Origin of the sequence: Gilliamella sp. W8136 (assembly GCF_016101285.1) — a bacterium.
GTDB classification, from domain to species: domain Bacteria; phylum Pseudomonadota; class Gammaproteobacteria; order Enterobacterales; family Orbaceae; genus Gilliamella; species Gilliamella apicola_N.
This window is the reverse complement of the sequence record NZ_JACFQU010000002.1, coordinates 15763-34403: the sequence shown is the minus strand read 5'-3', so window position 1 is coordinate 34403 and position 18641 is coordinate 15763. Positions and strand designations below refer to the sequence as shown.

The 18641-nt window shown below is 34.5% G+C and carries 16 protein-coding genes; 2 read left to right on the top strand and 14 right to left on the bottom strand.

Going from position 1 to position 18641, the window contains the following annotated elements; genetic code table 11:
- Positions 1 to 8: 8 nt before the first annotated feature.
- On the top strand, positions 9 to 1424 hold the full coding sequence (locus H3T96_RS01360; protein WP_144091811.1) for a PTS fructose transporter subunit IIC: 1416 nt from the start codon (positions 9 to 11) through the stop codon (positions 1422 to 1424).
- Positions 1425 to 1481: 57 nt separating this feature from the next.
- Positions 1482 to 1919, top strand: a complete 438-nt coding sequence (locus tag H3T96_RS01355) for a PTS sugar transporter subunit IIA (protein WP_086326905.1) — start codon at positions 1482 to 1484, stop codon at positions 1917 to 1919.
- A gap of 33 nt (positions 1920 to 1952) precedes the next feature.
- Here the strand turns inward: H3T96_RS01355 and H3T96_RS01350 are convergent, their stop codons facing one another.
- The 14 genes from H3T96_RS01350 to rpsU all read right to left on the bottom strand — a co-directional run bounded on the left by H3T96_RS01350 (position 1953) and on the right by rpsU (position 18461).
- Positions 1953 to 2408: a hypothetical protein gene (locus tag H3T96_RS01350; protein ID WP_144091810.1), complete on the bottom strand. Its 456-nt coding sequence runs from the start codon at positions 2406 to 2408 to the stop codon at positions 1953 to 1955.
- 105 nt (positions 2409 to 2513) lie between these two features.
- The gene (gene ribD, locus H3T96_RS01345) at positions 2514 to 3623 is read right to left on the bottom strand and encodes a bifunctional diaminohydroxyphosphoribosylaminopyrimidine deaminase/5-amino-6-(5-phosphoribosylamino)uracil reductase RibD (protein ID WP_144091809.1); all 1110 of its coding nucleotides are present in this window, start codon (positions 3621 to 3623) and stop codon (positions 2514 to 2516) included.
- A gap of 9 nt (positions 3624 to 3632) precedes the next feature.
- On the bottom strand, positions 3633 to 4085 hold the full coding sequence (gene nrdR / locus H3T96_RS01340; protein WP_039129891.1) for a transcriptional regulator NrdR: 453 nt from the start codon (positions 4083 to 4085) through the stop codon (positions 3633 to 3635).
- A 616-nt stretch (positions 4086 to 4701) separates the two neighbouring features.
- Entirely contained in the window at positions 4702 to 5991 is a 1290-nt protein-coding gene (thrC, locus tag H3T96_RS01335; protein WP_144091808.1) for a threonine synthase, read from the bottom strand.
- Between the two features lie 109 nt (positions 5992 to 6100).
- Entirely contained in the window at positions 6101 to 7039 is a 939-nt protein-coding gene (thrB, locus tag H3T96_RS01330; protein ID WP_086326973.1) for a homoserine kinase, read from the bottom strand.
- Complete coding sequence (gene thrA, locus H3T96_RS01325) at positions 7040 to 9496, bottom strand: bifunctional aspartate kinase/homoserine dehydrogenase I (protein ID WP_039128552.1); 2457 nt, start codon at positions 9494 to 9496, stop codon at positions 7040 to 7042.
- 359 nt (positions 9497 to 9855) lie between these two features.
- Complete coding sequence (locus tag H3T96_RS01320) at positions 9856 to 10185, bottom strand: hypothetical protein (protein WP_025314694.1); 330 nt, start codon at positions 10183 to 10185, stop codon at positions 9856 to 9858.
- 139 nt (positions 10186 to 10324) lie between these two features.
- Positions 10325 to 11077, bottom strand: a complete 753-nt coding sequence (locus H3T96_RS01315; RefSeq protein WP_065737725.1) for an SDR family oxidoreductase — start codon at positions 11075 to 11077, stop codon at positions 10325 to 10327.
- 190 nt (positions 11078 to 11267) lie between these two features.
- Positions 11268 to 11720 (bottom strand): universal stress protein UspA, encoded by a 453-nt coding sequence (gene uspA, locus H3T96_RS01310; RefSeq protein ID WP_039129723.1) that lies wholly within the window; start codon positions 11718 to 11720, stop codon positions 11268 to 11270.
- Between the two features lie 65 nt (positions 11721 to 11785).
- Complete coding sequence (pitA, locus tag H3T96_RS01305) at positions 11786 to 13300, bottom strand: inorganic phosphate transporter PitA (RefSeq protein WP_086326794.1); 1515 nt, start codon at positions 13298 to 13300, stop codon at positions 11786 to 11788.
- Positions 13301 to 13369: 69 nt separating this feature from the next.
- On the bottom strand, positions 13370 to 14341 hold the full coding sequence (locus tag H3T96_RS01300) for a bile acid:sodium symporter family protein (protein WP_086326793.1): 972 nt from the start codon (positions 14339 to 14341) through the stop codon (positions 13370 to 13372).
- 67 nt (positions 14342 to 14408) lie between these two features.
- A complete protein-coding gene (gene rpoD / locus H3T96_RS01295; RefSeq protein WP_065737728.1) occupies positions 14409 to 16250 on the bottom strand; it encodes an RNA polymerase sigma factor RpoD in 1842 nt (613 codons plus the stop codon).
- An 84-nt stretch (positions 16251 to 16334) separates the two neighbouring features.
- Positions 16335 to 18116, bottom strand: a complete 1782-nt coding sequence (gene dnaG / locus H3T96_RS01290; protein WP_086326792.1) for a DNA primase — start codon at positions 18114 to 18116, stop codon at positions 16335 to 16337.
- Between the two features lie 129 nt (positions 18117 to 18245).
- Entirely contained in the window at positions 18246 to 18461 is a 216-nt protein-coding gene (gene rpsU, locus H3T96_RS01285; RefSeq protein WP_034882800.1) for a 30S ribosomal protein S21, read from the bottom strand.
- Between the last annotated feature and the right edge of the window lie 180 nt (positions 18462 to 18641).

The window sequence follows — 18641 nt, the reverse complement described above, 5'->3', positions numbered from 1 at the left end:
GGAATGTTATGAAGAAAATATTAGCCGTTACAGGATGCCCAACAGGCATTGCCCATACTTATATGGCAGAAGAAGCGTTGAAAACTGCAGCCCAAAAAGCAGGAATAGAAATAAAAGTTGAAACAAATGGTGCTGGAGGTGTTGATAATGCTATTACTGATGCTGATATTGCAAATGCCATTGGCGTAATTATCGCAGCAGATAAAGACGTCAATCCCGATCGATTTAATGGATTACCTGTTATTGAAGTTCCCGTTAAAGATGGTATTCATAAAGCCGCAACATTAATTGAACAAATTACTTCTGGAACGATTCCTATTCGTAAAGGGACGCAAAATAGTACTACTAACACGACATCATCAAATCAAGTGGTAGTAAAAGAGTCGATTGGACGTCAAATCTATAAACATTTAATGAGTGGTGTATCAAACATGTTGCCTTTTGTGGTAGCTGGTGGAGTCTTGATTGCTTTATCATTTTTATGGGGAATCTATTCTGCCGATCCCAATAATGCTCAATACAATGAGTTTGCAGCGTTATTAATGAAAATAGGAGGACAAGCATTTGGCATAATGGTACCAATCTTTACTGGTTTTATTGCTTACTCAATAGGCGGAAGGCCTGCGATGGTTGCTGGGTTTGTTGGCGGATTAATAGCCAATGTCACTGGTGCAGGATTCTTAGGGGGCATTATAGCTGGCTTTGCTGCTGGTTACTTGATGCTTTTTGTCAAAAAATTACTTGATGGACTACCTCGTTCATTTGAAGGCCTTAAATCCATATTTATTATGCCATTAATTGGTGTATTTGTAATCGGCGCAGGGATGTTCTTACTGGGTGGTCCAATAGCAGATATTAACAATGCAATGAAATCATTCCTCGAGTCATTACAATCTGCTAATCCTGTTTTACTTGGTATGGTTATTGGAGCAATGTGTTCATTCGACTTTGGTGGGCCTGTTAATAAAGCTGCCTATGTAACAGGTACGATGTTATTAGGTGAGGGCAACTTCTACTTTATGGCGGGTGTTTCAGCTGCTTGTATTGTTCCTCCTTTTGTTATCTCTTTTTCCACTACTATTTTTCGAGGTAAGGCTTTTACTGAAGAAGAACGTGCCGCAGGTTTAGTAAATTATATTTTAGGAGCAACCCATATCACCGAAGGAGCCATTCCATTCGCAGCAAAAGATCCACTACGCGTAATTCCTATTATGATGTTATCTTCAGCTATCGCATCAGTATTAACATTTATTAGTCAAATACAAGTACCTGCACCTCATGGTGGTTTCTTAGTACTTCCGTTAGTCAATAAACCATTTTTATGGGTCGGTTGTATTTTTACTGGGGCATTAGTTGGAGCAATATTGTTAGGTTTATTGCGTATTCATCAAAACCGACAAATAGCGACTAAAACAATTAAATAATTAACCCTTTGATATATCATTTAATATTCTATTTATCTAAATCAACAAGGAAATAAAATGAGCAATTTAAAATTAACAGCCGATGATATTTCAATCATTAATGGATATTATTCTAAATCAGAGGCAATTCAAGCTGTAGCAGAAAACATGATTAAATCTGGTTTAGTCAAAGATGACTATACTCAAGCCATGTTTGACCGTGATGCACAAATTTCCACATTTTTGGGTAACGGTATTGCCATTCCACATGGCACTACAGATAAACGAAGTAGTGTCATTGAAACTGGTTTGAAAGTAATATATTATCCGCAAGGCATAAAATGGGATGAAGATAACAATATTGCTTATGTGGTAGTCGGTATAGCAGCTAAAAATAATGAACATTTAGATATTTTACGGCAATTAACGCGAGCGGTTATTGCTGAAAATACAATAGAGCGAATTCAATCAGTTAAAAAACCAGAAGAACTATTAACAATCCTTCAAGGAAACTAATATAATCATCCCATGAGAAGAAATGATGTGAACTCATGGGAGGTTATCTCCATCTGATTGACGATTATTGATAATTGTTTCATTGTTAACCATTTCAAATGAGTCCAAAATGCCTTCCCAAGTAATACCTAGAACAATTAACATTCCTTCAAAATCATAATAATAACGTATCTGATCTTCAATAATACTATCTTTAAATCTATAGTTATGATTAAATTCATCAGTTAACTCAAACGGGTGACCAATCTTAAAATCAAAACCAAGGTAACTTAAAATTTGATTAGCTTTATCAATTAAAAAAGCGTTATCTGTAACTTCTTCAATTGATAATGCCTCAACACGATCTAAAATATAAAAAAATAGAATTTGATAACCACCTTTTCCTATGCCTTGGACATCAGCGTAACTAAAATCTTCAAAAGTTTGATATTGATTTGAACAAAAAAAATCATCAATATTGAGCATACTAAATTTTGTTTTATCATACATATCAATTAAATCGCTTTTCTATTTCCAGTTTTCATCTTATTTAACTTATTTAACTTATTTAACTTATTTAACTTATTTAACTTATTGAATCATGACCAAAGCAGTTTACTTTCTTTTTAAAATAATCCTTAAATCATCACCTATTGCTTTTACGGATTCAAATTGAAATTGGGGTGCTAAGGATAATTTTTTAAGATTAGGTAATACACATAAATCTTTTGCATTATGACCTAGCAATTTAGGCGCATAATAAATAATGAGTTCATCAACTAAATCTTGTTCAATCAACGCACCAGCAAGATGTGCCCCCGCTTCAACCCAAACAGAATTAATCTGATTTTTACCTAATTCCTTTAATAATTGGACTAGATCTATGTAATTTTGAGGTGAAGATTCAATAATTAACTTGGTATTGGGTTTAATAATTGGGATATTTTGTTTGCGCACGATCCATGTCTCACCTGATTGTCTGAAAATATTTTCATCCCCTGTTAATCGATTTTGACTGTCTATGATAATGCGAATCGGTTGTCGAATATTTTCTGCTGGATAGATTTTTCTAATCTCATTAGGTAATTCGTCATATCTAACCGTTAAACTTGCCTTATCAGCCTGAACCGTTGCTCGAGTACTTAAAATACAACTGGCTTGAGCTCGATATTGTTGTACATCTTGTCTTGCTGTACTTGAAGTGATCCATTTACTTTCGCCTGATGCCATAGCAATTTTACCATCTAACGAAGAAGCGAGTTTAAGTTGGACATAAGGTATGCCTGTACGCATACATTTTAAAAAACCTTTATTAATGGCTTCAGCTTGTTCATATAAAACACCAACAACAACTTCAATTCCAGCATCTTTTAATCGTTTAATACCGTTACCCGCAACATTGGGATTAGGGTCTTGCATAGCAACAACAACACGAGTTATACCTGCTTTTATCAATGCATCAGCACAGGGAGGAGTTCGACCAAAATGACTACATGGTTCTAATGTCACATAAGCGGTTGCTCCTTGTGCCTTATTGCCAGCCATTTTTAGCGCATAAACCTCTGCATGAGATTCACCAGCTTTTTGATGATAACCTTTGCCGATTATCTGATCATCTCTAACAATAACACAACCGACATTAGGATTGGGAGGGGTAGTAAAGCGTCCGAGTTTAGCAAGCTCAATTGCTTGCTGCATATAAAATTGATCTTTATCGCTAATCATATCACGTAATTATTTTTGTTGTAGTTTAGCAATTTCATTACTAAACTGCTCAATATCATGAAAACTAAAATAGACTGAAGCAAAACGGATATAGGCAACTTTATCTAGATCTTTTAGTTCTTCAATAACATAATTACCGATAAGTTTAGCTGGTATTTCACGTTCACCGGTTGCTCTAATTTTTGATTTTATACGCGTAATTGCGTCTTCAATTGCATCAAGACCAACTGGGCGCTTTTCTAATGCGCGTTTTATACCATTGCGTAATTTATCTTCATTGAACGGCTCACGAACTTTATTACTTTTGATAACATTAGGCATAATTAATTCAGCAACTTCAAATGTAGTAAAACGTTCATTGCATTCTACACATTGTCGACGGCGACGAACTTGAAAACCCTCACCAACAAGACGTGAATCAATCACCTTGGTATCATCAGCATTACAAAACGGACAGTGCATAAAATTATCCTAATAATGTCACAACTAACACTACAATAGCTGAAAATATCAATTAAAACAAGGTTTCAATAATGAATGGTTGTTACATTAATAAATTTATGATTCTATTCATTTTAAACATAACTAAAATTAAGAAATAATCCTCATTAATTTATAAAAAAAACTATTAAATTAATGAATATATACATTATTATTCTTATCATTTCATTACATTTATTGCCACTATGCTATAACATTGATAAATGTTTAAAAATTCTAACGTTTTTTAGTTATAGTTTTAAGGTCGCATAACAAGAAAAGCTAGAAAGAATAAGAAATCAAATAATTATAATCTAGATCAACAATAATAATTGACGGTAAACACATCAACAGAAACAAAAAATACGCAGACACATTAAATCATAATTTTCTTAAAATAAAAAACTCGTGGTAAGTCGAAATTGGCATTACCTAATCTAAACTATTAAGGAAAAATTTTTAGCTTCAATATTAATATTAGAAAGGTATTAAGGACTCACCAATTATAAGAAAACTAAACAATAATCCAATAGATTAAGTTAATAAAAAAATAATAAAACAAAAATTCCGTCGCCAAATTAACGACGGAAATAAAGATTTACCAATCTAATTTGATTAAAAAATCACGCAATTTAGCAAAATCATCTGGCATATAATGGGAAAGCAATGTCATATCTGCACGTTCTGCGAGTGCTTTCGGTAAAGGAATTGATTTACCAAGAATGTCTTCTACCACTTCTTTAAATTTAGCTGGATGTGCAGTACCTAAAAATAGTCCATATTCCCCTTCTTGTAACTGATCACGCAGTGCACGATAAGCAATTGCACCATGAGGTTCAGAAAGGTAACCTTTTTTGTCAAGTTCCTGTACCGTCTGTTTGGATACTTCATCAGAGACTGCAGCATGACCAAGTGATTTAAGCGCCCACCCTTCTCTTTTATAAATCTCCTCAATACGAGGCCAATTATTAGGTTGGCTAACATCCATAGCATTGGATAGCGTTGCTACCGTTGCATGAGGTTCCCACTTACCTGTTTCCAAATAGCGTGGCACAGTATCATTGGCGTTGGTTGCAGCAATGAAACGTTTAATTGGTAATCCCATTGTCTTAGCAAGTAGACCTGCTGTTAAGTCACCAAAATTGCCACTTGGTACCGAAATCACTAATTGCTCACGTTGTGCTGGGGTTAACTGAGCGAAAGCTTCAAAATAGTAACAAATTTGTGCTAATAATCGACTTATATTAATAGAATTAGCTGAATTTAAGCCAATGGCTGTTTTTAAATCTTCATCATCAAATGCTTTTTTAACTAACGCTTGGCAAGCATCAAAATCACTTTGTATCGCAATAGTATGAATATTATCGCCAAGCGTACAAAATAGCTTTTCTTGTAATGGACTAATTTTTCCTTCTGGATATAAAATCACTACTCGAATATTCGGTAAATGATAAAATGCATGAGCAACCGCTGCTCCAGTATCGCCGGATGTCGCAGTTAGAATCGTAATTTTTTTATCAGCCGCAACTTGCACCAAAGCCTGGGCCATAAAGCGACCACCAAAATCTTTAAAGGCTAATGTTGGGCCATGGTATAACTCTAATGAACCTATATCTTTTTCTACTGATTTGACTGGAGCAGGAAACTGAAATGCATTTTTTACCAATCTATGCATATCAGTATCACCAATTTCATCACCAATAAAAGCGGATAAAATCTTGGCACTACGACTTACAAAATCTAGTTTTAATAATGCATCAATTTCATTTAGCGAAAATTTTGGTAAATCTTGAGGAAAAAATAGACCTTGTCCTCTTCCTAATCCTTGTTGTACTGCTTGTGCAAAGCTAACTTGCTGTGTGTGATCTTTTAAGTTGTACAATTTCATAATATTTTCCGATTATCTTTATGCTTATATTGTTTACTTTATCTGTTAGTCATTTATTGACCTATCGATAACGCTCTGGAAACTTTCATGCTTTATATCGTAGATAGAGTTATATAACTCTTGCGCCTTGGTTATCTATCTTACAAATATGCGTAAAACCTTCCTCATTTTGTAAGTAGCAATTTTTCAGTAGCAATTCAATTTGCTGCGCTGTTTCAAGTTTGTCAGCAATGACAAACATGGTCGGTCCTGATCCAGAAATACCCGATGCTAAAGCACCAAGTTGTTTTACCCGATTTTGCGTTTCATCAAAGTTAGGTAATAGTTGTTTACGATAAGGTTCTGCAATATTATCGCGCAGCATTGTTGCAGCAAGTTTTGGTTGATTTGTGTAACAAGCGTGAATAAAACCACCAACATATCGACCATGAGCGACGCAATCCGCTTTTTGATATTGTGCAGGCAAAATAGCTCGTGCTTGAGCTGTCGATACCTTTATACCTGGATAGGCCATCACCCAATACCAATTGTCAAAATGTGGAATGGATTCACTAATAATCCCCATTTCATCAAGGATAAGTTGCATTCCTCCCAAATAACAGGGTGCAACATTATCGTAATGAACGCTTCCAGAAATCCGACCTTCAAGTTCTCCCATCATAGAAAGCATTTCAAACTCACTAAATGGCTTATCAAAAAATTCATTTAAAGCAACCAATGCCCCTACTACTGAACATGCACTGGATCCTAATCCTGAACCAATAGGCATATTTTTTTCAAGTGTCATACTAACTGGGAGCGTTTTACCCATCGCTTCACAAAAACGCTGCCAGCATTGATATACAATATTGTATTTAGGATCGCGTGGTAACTTTTGAACAAATATTCCTTTACAAGTAAGAGAGAATTCTGTTGCGGTTTCAACTGTGATCAGATCACCCAACATCACACCACTAATCGGATTAATGGCAGCACCTAAAATATCAAAACCAACACTGATATTCGCCATTGATGCTGGCGCATATACTGTTAAAGATTTATGACTCATTTAACCTCCGATTTTACCTGATGTAGTGCGTAAAATATCAGCAAAAACACCCGCTGCAGTCACGTCATTACCCGCCCCATAACCACGTAGTACTAATGGAATTGGTTGATAATAACGAGTATAAAATGCTAAAGCATTTTCGCCATTCTTAACTTTATAAAGAGGGTCTTCACTATCAACTGCTTCAATTTTAACACTACATTGATTATTTTCGATACTACCAACATATCGTAATACTTTTCCGTTTTTGGCTGCTTGTTCAGATTTTGCTTTAAATTCAGCATCTAATTGCGGTAATTTGGTCATAAACTCATCAATATTGCCTTGGGAATATTCAGCGGGTAAAACAGATTCAACATTAATTTGATCGAGCTCAAGTTGTAATCCAGCTTCTCGCGCTAAAATAAGTAATTTTCTAGCAACATCTGTTCCAGATAAATCATCCCGAGGATCTGGCTCAGTAAAACCTTTCTCTTTAGCTAGTTTAGTTGCTTCAGACAATGACATTCCTTCATCAAGCTTACCGAAAATGAAAGAAAGCGAACCTGATAATATCCCTGAAAATTTAATAAGCTCATCACCCGCATTTAGTAAATTTTGTAAGTTTTCAATTACCGGTAAGCCTGCACCTACATTGGTATCATATAGGAATTTGCGTTTACTTTTTGCAGCTTCTTGGCGTAAGCGTAAATAATAGGCCATAGAGCTGGTATTTGCTTTTTTATTTGGAGTAACCACATGGAAACCATTAGCTAAAAAGTCAGCATATTTGTCGGATACTTCGCTACTTGAAGTACAATCGACTAGAATTGGGTTAAGCAGTCGGTTATTTTTGGCAAATTCAATAATACTATCTAATGTGTATTTCATTTCACTCTGTTTGATTTGTTCACGCCAATTATCAAGAATAATACCATCTCGATTAAGCACGCTATGTTTTGAATTAAATAAACCGCATACCCGTAAATCAATCTGTTTGTTTTTAAGCCATTTTTGTTGGCGACCAATTTGATCGACAAGTGCGCCACCCACACCACCAACACCAATTACAAAAACATCAAGCATTTTATCTGTTCCAAATAGCATTTGATGAGCAACTCGTACGCCCATTACCGCAACATCATTATCAACCACAACTGAAATTGAACGTTCAGATGATCCTTGTGCAATAGCGACAATGTTAATATTTGCTCTAGCTAATGCAGTAAAGAAATTGGCTGATAATCCACGTAATGTGCGCATACCATCGCCCACAACTGAGATAATAGCCAGTCTTTCAATAATTTCAATTGGTTCAAGTAATCCATCTTTTAATTCTAAGAAGAATTCATCACTTAAAGCTTCTTCTGCACGATAAAGTTCAGATTGTGGTACACAAAAACTGATACTGTATTCAGATGATGATTGTGTAATAAGAACAACAGATATACCTGCGTAAGACATCGCCGAAAAAACCCGAGCCGACATACCAACCATGCCTTTTAGACCAGGACCAGAAACGTTAATCATCGCCATATTATTTAAATTAGTAATCCCTTTTACAGGAGTGGTTGAATCAACAACATTGGCGCCAATAAGTGTACCTGGTGCATCAGGGTTATTGGTATTTTTTATTAAACATGGAATTTGGAACTGTGCAATAGGTAAAATGGTTCTAGGATGAAGAACTTTAGCGCCAAAATAAGAAAGTTCCATCGCTTCTTGATATGACATAGTTTTTAGTAATTTGGCATCAGGAACAGTGCGAGGATCACAAGTGTAAACACCATCAACATCGGTCCAAATTTCACAGCTATTTGCTCTTAAACAAGCTGCAAGAACTGCAGCCGAATAATCAGAACCATTACGACCAAGTACAACCAACTCCCCTTTGTCATTACCCGCTGTAAATCCAGGCATTAAAATAATATTTTGCTGTGGAATGCACATCTGTGCAATTCGATGACTTGATTCGGGAATATCAACCGTAGATTCTAAGTAGCCACCTTCAGCAATAAGCATTGCAACAGGATCGATTACGGTAATGGTGTGACCTTTCGCCTTAAGCAGCTCTTGCATAATAGTAATTGACAGTTTTTCACCACGACAAATAATTGATGCATTAATACTATCTGGGCATTGACCTAATAAGCGAATTCCTTCCAGCAATTGCTTAATATGATTTAATTCATTTAACGCAAAACGTTTCATTTCTTCATAAGCAAAATTAGGTTGTACTTTTGCAAGCCCCGCTAATAAATCAGCAAAAATTTTTTCCGCATCATAAATATTGTTTTTGATTTCTTGTCCGGCAACTGTTTTTTCAACCATTGCAACTAAATGATTAGTGATTTTAGCAGGTGCTGATAAAACAGTCGCTGTTTGTTCTTGTTTAGCATTATTTTCAATTATCTCCGCTACTCGCAAAAAACGTTCTGCGTTAGCAACAGATGTTCCTCCAAATTTTAAAACTTTCATATCACACCTTACTTATCTTTTTTATTTATGCCATTACGATTCAAAATACAATTATTCGACTTTTTTACATCGATAGGTATTATGAAAACCCTTTAGTGTTATAACATTAGTTATAATTTTATTTTCAAACTATAGTTAAATTTTAATAAAAATATTTATTACACAATAAAAAAACCCGCCTTTTAGGGGCGGGTTTTTTATATTTTTTGGGAAAAATCAACCCGCCCTAGATCGCGTAATAGTACCTAAGGTGCCAATAATGCCTGTCATACGGATTGAAATAATCATTATTTTTCCTAAAACTTTTTCACTTAAACTCTAAACAAAACAGCCCGACATTTTCATGTCAGGCTGTAATTCTAAAAAACTTTTTTGCTGTTTTCGTACTCATTAACAACTTTATTCAAAGCTTGATATATACTTTGCGCATCTTGTTTATTTAACGCTTCATCAAGAATATTGAGGTACGACAACATTAATTTTTGATTGTCTTCGGCAAACTGCGGTGATACTTCCTGATCTTCATATAACATGACATAAGTACGGGCAAACCCAAAGATCAAAAAATAGACCGATGCATTTTTCGGATCTTCTTGAATTAATGCTCTCATTGCCTTGCGTAGTTTTACATAACTATCCGTACCCGGCAAACTTGTCGCAAATGTTTTCGTTACTTCAGAAAATGTCATTGCAATAAACCCCAATCAAAATCACAAGATGAAAGAATAGCAACCCGTCAGCAGAAGTGCAAGTGTATTTTGTTTATTAAACATAGTTTTTTACTTTTAATAAACAGCATATACCAATTAATAGCTAATAAGTTTATTATTATAAATCCTTGCAAACAGATAATCCGGCTGAAGCTTGTGCAACAGGCATTATCTCAATTGAGTTAACATTAAAGTGCGTTGGTGTATTAACTAACCAAGATACGGTATTTGCTATATCTTCGGGCGTGATATAATCTACACCTTTATATACTTCCGCCGCTTGTTCATCATTTCCATGAAACCGTACATTTGAAAATTCTGTACCACCACACAAACCTGGCTCAATATTGGTAACTCTAATTTTTTTTCCTAAAAGATCTGTTCGTAAATTTGCACTAAACTGCTTAACAAATGCTTTCGATGCACCATAAACATTACCACCTTTATAAGCATAACTACCAGCTACTGAACCAAGGTTAATAATATATCCAAAATTACGTTCGACCATTCCTGGCAAAATTTGGTGAGTTAAATGTACTAAGCCTATTATATTGGTTTCAATCATGGTTTCCCAATCATTATAGTCTGCTTGGTATGCTGGCTCTAATCCTAAAGCTAATCCAGCATTATTAATTAAAATATCAATTGGTTGGAACTCTTTAGGAAGTTGTAACAAAATTGATTCCACCGCATCTTTTTTTGTTACATCTAAAGACAATGGTAAGAAGTTTGAACCTAATTCATCAGCTATCTTTTGTAGTTTATCGGTTCGCCTAGCGACACCAATAACTTTATAGCCATCTGCTATTAGCTTGCAGCAAATAGCTTGTCCAAATCCAGAGGAAGCGCCAGTAACTAAAGCAATATTCATAGTAAAAACTCCTTATAGGCTTAAAGACAATATAGATACGAGTATATTCTCATAATCAATATGATAAATATGCAAAAAGTGGTAAATAAATAATTTTACTTAAACGTATAGTTAACCTGAAACTTCTTGACAATAATGCAAAATAACTTTTATAAAAAACCCGCTAAAAAAGCGGGCTAATATTTAAATTTCATTTAGCAGATTCTTCTGATGGTTCTTCGTCTTTTAATGGAACAATCAGTGTATCAATATGAGTATTATTGATTAATTGACGAGCAGAAGACATTAACTTGCTCCAAAAATCCTGATGATGACCACATACAACAAGATCTGCGCCATATTCGTGAATTGCTTCAATTAATACTTGACCAAATTCACCATTTCCTGAAAGTGTGTGTGCAATAGGATATCCTGCATCATCAGCCAGTTTATTCAAAGCAATGTGTGCATCTTCTGTGATTTTGTCTTTCATATCATTCATATTAATGTCAACCAACCCTGTATATAGATCAGAATAGTTAATACCAACATGAATCAAAGAGATTTGAGCATTATATGGCCTTGCCATAGAGACCGCTTTCTCGACAAGAACTTCACTTTCAGGTGATAAATCCACTGCGACTAATATATGTTTATAAGCCATGATATTTTACTCCTTCCTATTTTGACGCTCAGGTTAAATTTTGAATTTATACTCTCTTTTTACTACTAAATTAATTTTTGAGCAAGCCAAAAAAGTGACCCAGATAACAAAATTGAAATCGGCAATGTCAAAATCCATGTTAATGCAATATTTTTAATTGTTTTGCTTTGTACACCACCACCATCAACAATCATTGTTCCAGCCACCGATGATGAAAGGACTTGAGTAGTTGATACTGGCATACCCGTATAGCTAGCAATACCAATTGAAAGTGCTGTGGTAATTTGCGCCGAAACACCTTGAGCATAAGTCATCCCTTTTTTACCAATTTTTTCACCAATGGTAACAGCAACTCGACGCCATCCAATCATAGTACCAATAGCAAGCGCTGAAGCCACTGAGATGATGATCCAAATAGGTGCATATTCAATTGTTTTAAGTAAGTCCTTATTGACCGAATTTAAATATTGTTTATCTTCTGACGAAACATTTGGTTGTTTAGCAACATGTGAAACAGTATCGGACAAGCAAAGTAGAATACGCCTAGCTTGTGAGCGTTGCTCAACAGTAAGAGATTCATAATCATTCATTTTATTAAATAGATTATTAGCAATATTTAATGTAATAAAAGAACGCGAATAATCACAATGATATTGATTTAAATCGCTGATAGACACGTTAGAGTCAACTGTAGATTGAGAGCCAATTACAGTCGTTAAATCTTGATTATGAGTAACAAAATAGTCTTCAATATTGTGGATAGCATTGCGAGTATTGGTAATATCATAAGTTGAAGCACTCATATTAACAATAAAACCTGCGGGAGCAATGCCCATTAGCACTAACATTAATAAACCAATTCCTTTTTGCCCATCGTTAGCGCCATGTGAAAAGCTAACACCGGCTGCTGATATAATAAGCATTATGCGAATCCAAAATGGAGGTTTTTTCTTACCATAGAGTTTTTCACGCTGCTCTGGTGTCATGAAAATACGTTCTCTTTTTTTACTACTTTTTTTGCTTTGACTTTTACGTGTCCAATATTTACGTAGTAAAAAAATCATTAAACCAGCAACAACAAGACCAATTACTGGTGAAATAATTAATGATAAAAAGATTTGAATCATCTTTGGAATATTAAGCGCATCAATAATTGATGTATCCATAATAAATGCATTAGCAAGTGCTACACCAATAATGGAACCAATTAAGGTATGAGAACTTGATGCAGGGATGCCAACATACCAAGTTCCTAAATTCCAAATAATTGCTGCGAATAAAATAGAAAATACCATTGCAAGCCCATGTGTAGAACTTACATTGAGTAATAAATCGGTTGGTAATAAGTGCACAATCGCATAAGCAACACTAAGACCACCAAGCAACACACCGAAGAAATTAAACACTCCTGCCATAAAAACGGCAAGTTGCTCTTTCAATGCTCTGGTATAAATAACCGTTGCAACAGCATTGGCTGTATCATGAAATCCATTTATAGCCTCGTAAAAAAGTACAAATAACAATGCAAAGACTAATAATACAATAGTTGAAAATTCTAAATCAGAAAATAGATGAAACATAATAGATCTTTCTGTTGTTAATTAACGATACTATTATCCTTTAGAATAGGATAATGAGCAAAACAAATTTTACATTTTTCGTTTAGCATAGCGGGCAGCTAAAAAAGCACAGATCATTAATTGAATCTGATGAAAGATCATTAAAGGTAAAATCATAATCCCCATAATTGACATTGGAAAAATAACACCGGCCATGGGAATACCACTAGCTAAACTTTTTTTTGAACCACAAAATACGATTGTAATTTCATCTTCTTTGCTAAAACCAAATAGTCTTGCACTATAGGTCGTGATCAATAAAACAATAACTAATAATACAATTGAGAAAAATATTATGTTTAATAACGATAAAAGGCCAACTTGTGCCCAAATGCCATTAATAACTGCATCACTAAAAGCAACATAAACCACTAATAAAATTGATAAACGATCAGTTTTAGAAATGATATTTTTGTATTTTTCTATCCATTTTATTATAAAGCGACGCGATAAATGACCAATAATAAAAGGTAACATCAATTTTAACATTATTGAGGTAATTGCATCGACTATATCCATTGAAGCAACAGCTTGAGTATTCATTAGTAACCCAACTAAAATAGGAGTAATAAAAACACCCAATAATGTTGATGCTGAGGCACTACAAATTGCAGCAGCTACATTACCTCTTGCTATCGAAGTAAATGCTATTGCTGATTGTACTGTTGCAGGTAAAACACAAAGGTACACAAAGCCTAAATAAAATTCTTGCGATAAAAAAGTTGGCACTAAAAATTGCATCATAACGCCTAAGATAGGAAAAACCACAAAGGTCGTTGCAAATATTAACAAATGTAATCGCCAATTTTTTATGCCAATAATAATAGATTGAAAAGAAAGTTTAGCGCCATGCATAAAAAATAACAATCCAATGGCAAAAGTTGTAAGGTGCTCAAAGTATATTTTAGTTTGTCCCTTACAAGGCAAAATACTTGCAGTAATAACAACACAAATTAAAGTCAATAAGAATGGATCAATCTTCAAACGTTGGAGTATATTCATAGTTACCAATCTTTTTTGCTAAAAAAATCGCCACAATAGTGGCGATATAGTTTACGTGTAAGAATACTTATTCTAAGAAGCTACGAAGAACATCCGAACGACTTGGATGACGTAATTTACGTAACGCTTTAGCTTCAATTTGACGAATACGTTCACGTGTTACATCAAATTGTTTACCAACTTCTTCAAGCGTATGATCGGTATTCATATCAATACCAAATCGCATACGTAATACTTTTGCTTCGCGTGGTGTTAAACCAGATAAGATATCACGTGTTGCACTGCGCAAGCTTTCAGATGTTGCTGCATCTAATGGTTGCTCTAGTGCGGTATCTTCAATAAAGTCACCTAAATGTGAATCTTCATCATCACCAACTGGTGTTTCCATTGAAATTGGTTCTTTAGCAATCTTCAACACTTTACGAATTTTATCTTCTGGCATTTGCATACGTTCGGATAACTCTTCTGGTGTCGGTTCGCGACCAATTTCTTGTAACATTTGACGTGAAATACGATTTAACTTATTAATCGTCTCAATCATATGTACTGGAATACGAATTGTTCTTGCTTGGTCGGCAATTGAACGTGTGATAGCTTGTCTAATCCACCAAGTTGCATAAGTTGAGAATTTATAACCTCGACGGTATTCAAACTTATCTACAGCTTTCATTAGACCTATATTGCCTTCTTGAATCAGATCTAAGAACTGTAATCCACGGTTAGTGTATTTTTTTGCTATAGAAATAACTAAACGTAAGTTTGCTTCAACCATTTCTTTCTTAGCGCGTCGTGCTTTTGCTTCACCAATAGACATACGACGATTAATATCTTTAATTTGCTCAATAGAAAGATTAGTTTCCGTTTCAATTTGTTGCAACAAGTTAACTTGTGCAGCAATTTGCTCCTCGAAATCTTTTAAATTAGCCGCAAAAGCACTTTTCGAAGTTAATGCTTTATTATACCAATCCATGTTATTTTCATTTCCAGTGAAATAATTCATAAATTGTTTTTTCGGCATTTTGCATTGTTCAACACAGATCTTCATAATTACACGTTCGTGTGCTCTTACGCGATCCATCATACTTCTCATATTGTTGACAAGTATATCGAACTGTTTAGCAACTAAACGAAATTGTTTGAAAATCTCTGATAAATTTTCGATCTCTTTTTGTGCTTTTTTGTGACCTCTTCCATATTTTTTAATAGCTTCAGAAGTTTTATTATGCTGTTCTTGTAATTCAGCAAATTTTGCTCTAGCTACTTCAGGATCAATCGAAACATCTTCATCTGCAGATGAATCACCATCCTCATCTTCATTTTCATCGTCACTATCGTCGATTTCGATCTCGGTTTCACTATCTTCCAAATCTTCAGGTAATTCTTCTGTTACTTCTTCCGCATTTGGATCAACAAAACCGGTAATTAAATCAGATAAACGAACTTCTCCACTTTCGACTAAGTTATATTGCTCAAGTAGATAAGTAATCGCCTCTGGGTATTCAGACACTGAAGTTTGAACCTGATTAATGCCATCTTCAATACGTTTGGCAATATCAATTTCACCTTCACGAGTTAAAAGTTCTACCGCTCCCATTTCTCGCATATACATACGAACAGGATCGGTTGTTCGACCTATTTCTGACTCAACATTAGATAATACTAATGCTGTTGCTGCTTCAACGGCTTCTTCATCAGGGACATTATCTGAAAGTAATAACTCATCAGAATCAGGGGCTTCTTCAAGAACTTGAATCCCCATATCATTAATCATTTGGATAATATCTTCAATCTGATCTGAATCAATAATCTCTTCAGGCAAGTGATCGTTGACATCAGCATAGGTTAGGTATCCTAGCTCCTTACCACGAATAATTAGGAGTTTTAGCTGTGATTGAGAATTTTGCTCCATAAAAGGTATCCACTTTTAGTTATTTGGTCATGTGTATATTATATATGTAGAACATTAGCTGTTATCTACGTATACCCTATATATTTAGTCTTTTTTTGATAAAACAAGTATTAATGTCGCTAATTCTTTTTTCTCTGCGGTACTTAAGCCGGAGACTCTCTCTTTTGCGATTAGTTCATCTTGTCTTTGGGCGAGTATATTATCATATAACTCTTTTAAAGTATGTTTAAAAATAGATTCTATATCATCATCTTGGTAATGAAACTCCCAGGTTGATAAACGACTAATTTGCTTATAAAACGGCCTTTCTAAACACTCAGTTAATATTTGTGCAGTAGTTATATTAGGATAGCGCTGGCATAATTCAAGTAGTTCAATAAAAATATCAATACCAGCCATTTTCACTTGACCAATAGCATTAATATCGGAAACAAGCTGCGCAAGATTAGGACATTGAAGCAATAAACCGATCAAAATACGCATTGTTGTTAACTTCATTTGTGCTATTGGTGCAGTTTCTGGGACCTTACTTTCATATTTTTGGCGATTAGATTGCATCAATTGCTCTATTTGAGACAAATCAAGTAATCCTAAATAACGCCCAAGTTGTTGTAATAAATTTAATCGGAAAGCCTTTGCTTTTATTTGATCAAGTAAAGGAAGCGCCAATGAACTTAATTTAGCTTTCCCTTCCGGTGTTTTCAAATCAACTTGTTTTAATAATTCATCAAATAAAAATTTAGACAGGTTTGGTGCGGTTTTCAGGTAATCTTCAAAACCTGTTTTACCGACTTTACGTACAAAACTATCTGGGTCTTCATCTTGAGGTAAAAAAGCAAAGCTTATCTCTTTACCATCAATCAAGCAGGGTAATAAAACATTTAGTGCTCGCCAAGCAGCATTCCTTCCTGCATTATCTCCATCATAACAAAAGATAACAGAATCTGTAGCTCTAAATAGAAGTTTAATATGTTCTTCTGATGTTGCTGTCCCTAGAGCTGCTACCGCATAATCAATACCATATTGGGCCAGAGATACAACATCCATATAACCCTCTACAATTATTAATTGTTTCGGATTACGATTGGCTTCTAAAGCTTCATAAAGTCCATATAACTGAAAACCTTTATGAAAAATAGGCGTTTCTGGTGAGTTTAAATATTTTGCCGAGTCATTAATGATAGTTCTTCCCCCAAAGGCGATCACATTACCTTGTCTATCACGAATTGGGAACATGATTCGCCCGCGAAAGCGATCGAATCGATTACCTCTATCATTATTAACTGACATCCCTGCTTTATCATATAACTCTGCTTCGTTTTTTGTCTTTACAATAGTTTGAAAAGCTAATTGGCTTGAATTAGGGGCGTAACCAATTTTATACCTAGCTATAATTTCCGTATTTAGCCCACGTTGTTCTAGATATTTATGTGCATCAATCGAGGTTGATAATGCTAATTGCTGTTGGTAAAAATTGGTTATTTTGGCCATTAACGTATACAGATCACGGCGAATATTTCGAGATTCAATCTGTTTTGATTGATCTATTTGGTTATTCTCATTATCCGTATAAGGAACTCGAATTCCTTGCATACTAGCTAATTCTTCAATAGCTTCGGGAAAAGACAAACGTTCATATTGCATTAAAAAATTTACAACCGAACCAGATGCCCCACAACCAAAACAATAATAGATCTGTTTTTTTTCATTCAATGAAAAAGAGGCAGTTTTCTCATCATGGAAAGGACAACAACCAAAGTAATTATTCCCCTTTTTTTTCATTTTGACACGTTTGCTGATCACATCAAGTATACTTGTGCGAGCAATCAAGTCTAAAATAAAATCGCGAGGAATAAGACCTTTCATGATAATTCAACCGATATTGGCACTATACGCAAAGACAACAAGCCGTATATATATGTACGGCTTGTAAAAATTTTTTATAAAAATAGATAAAATTGAATTTTATATCAATTTAAACTTTTAGTATAAATATTAATATAGACGAGTGCGACGAGCGTTTTCTCTTTCTAATTTTTTAGCATGACGTTTAACAGCAGCTGCTTTTGCGCGTTTACGAATAGTAGTTGGTTTTTCGTAAAATTCACGATTACGAACTTCAGCTAAAACTCCTGCTTTTTCGCAAGAACGTTTAAAACGACGTAATGCTACATCGAAAGGTTCATTTTCACGTACTTTAATTACTGGCATGTGCCTCTCACCTCAAATTTGTTTAATATCACAAAGGACTAAAAATTAGTGCGCAATTTTACCTCTAATGGATATATGTTGTAAAGTAAAATATCCAATTATTGTATCATAACAAATTAATTTGCTAATCTCCCTACTCAATTAGATAATAAAACCATTTTTATTAATATAGATAGGTAT

Bases quoted from the DNA above. Each gene is read 5' to 3' on its own strand.
- H3T96_RS01360 (WP_144091811.1), top strand. From the start codon at position 9: ATGAAGAAAATATTAGCCGTTACAGGATGCCCAACAGGCATTGCCCAT.
- H3T96_RS01355 (WP_086326905.1), top strand. From the start codon at position 1,482: ATGAGCAATTTAAAATTAACAGCCGATGATATTTCAATCATTAATGGA.
- H3T96_RS01350 (WP_144091810.1), bottom strand. From the start codon at position 2,408: ATGTATGATAAAACAAAATTTAGTATGCTCAATATTGATGATTTTTTT.
- ribD (WP_144091809.1), bottom strand. From the start codon at position 3,623: ATGATTAGCGATAAAGATCAATTTTATATGCAGCAAGCAATTGAGCTT.
- nrdR (WP_039129891.1), bottom strand. From the start codon at position 4,085: ATGCACTGTCCGTTTTGTAATGCTGATGATACCAAGGTGATTGATTCA.
- thrC (WP_144091808.1), bottom strand. From the start codon at position 5,991: ATGAAATTGTACAACTTAAAAGATCACACACAGCAAGTTAGCTTTGCA.
- thrB (WP_086326973.1), bottom strand. From the start codon at position 7,039: ATGAGTCATAAATCTTTAACAGTATATGCGCCAGCATCAATGGCGAAT.
- thrA (WP_039128552.1), bottom strand. From the start codon at position 9,496: ATGAAAGTTTTAAAATTTGGAGGAACATCTGTTGCTAACGCAGAACGT.
- H3T96_RS01320 (WP_025314694.1), bottom strand. From the start codon at position 10,185: ATGACATTTTCTGAAGTAACGAAAACATTTGCGACAAGTTTGCCGGGT.
- H3T96_RS01315 (WP_065737725.1), bottom strand. From the start codon at position 11,077: ATGAATATTGCTTTAGTTACTGGCGCTTCCTCTGGATTTGGACAAGCT.
- uspA (WP_039129723.1), bottom strand. From the start codon at position 11,720: ATGGCTTATAAACATATATTAGTCGCAGTGGATTTATCACCTGAAAGT.
- pitA (WP_086326794.1), bottom strand. From the start codon at position 13,300: ATGTTTCATCTATTTTCTGATTTAGAATTTTCAACTATTGTATTATTA.
- H3T96_RS01300 (WP_086326793.1), bottom strand. From the start codon at position 14,341: ATGAATATACTCCAACGTTTGAAGATTGATCCATTCTTATTGACTTTA.
- rpoD (WP_065737728.1), bottom strand. From the start codon at position 16,250: ATGGAGCAAAATTCTCAATCACAGCTAAAACTCCTAATTATTCGTGGT.
- dnaG (WP_086326792.1), bottom strand. From the start codon at position 18,116: ATGAAAGGTCTTATTCCTCGCGATTTTATTTTAGACTTGATTGCTCGC.
- rpsU (WP_034882800.1), bottom strand. From the start codon at position 18,461: ATGCCAGTAATTAAAGTACGTGAAAATGAACCTTTCGATGTAGCATTA.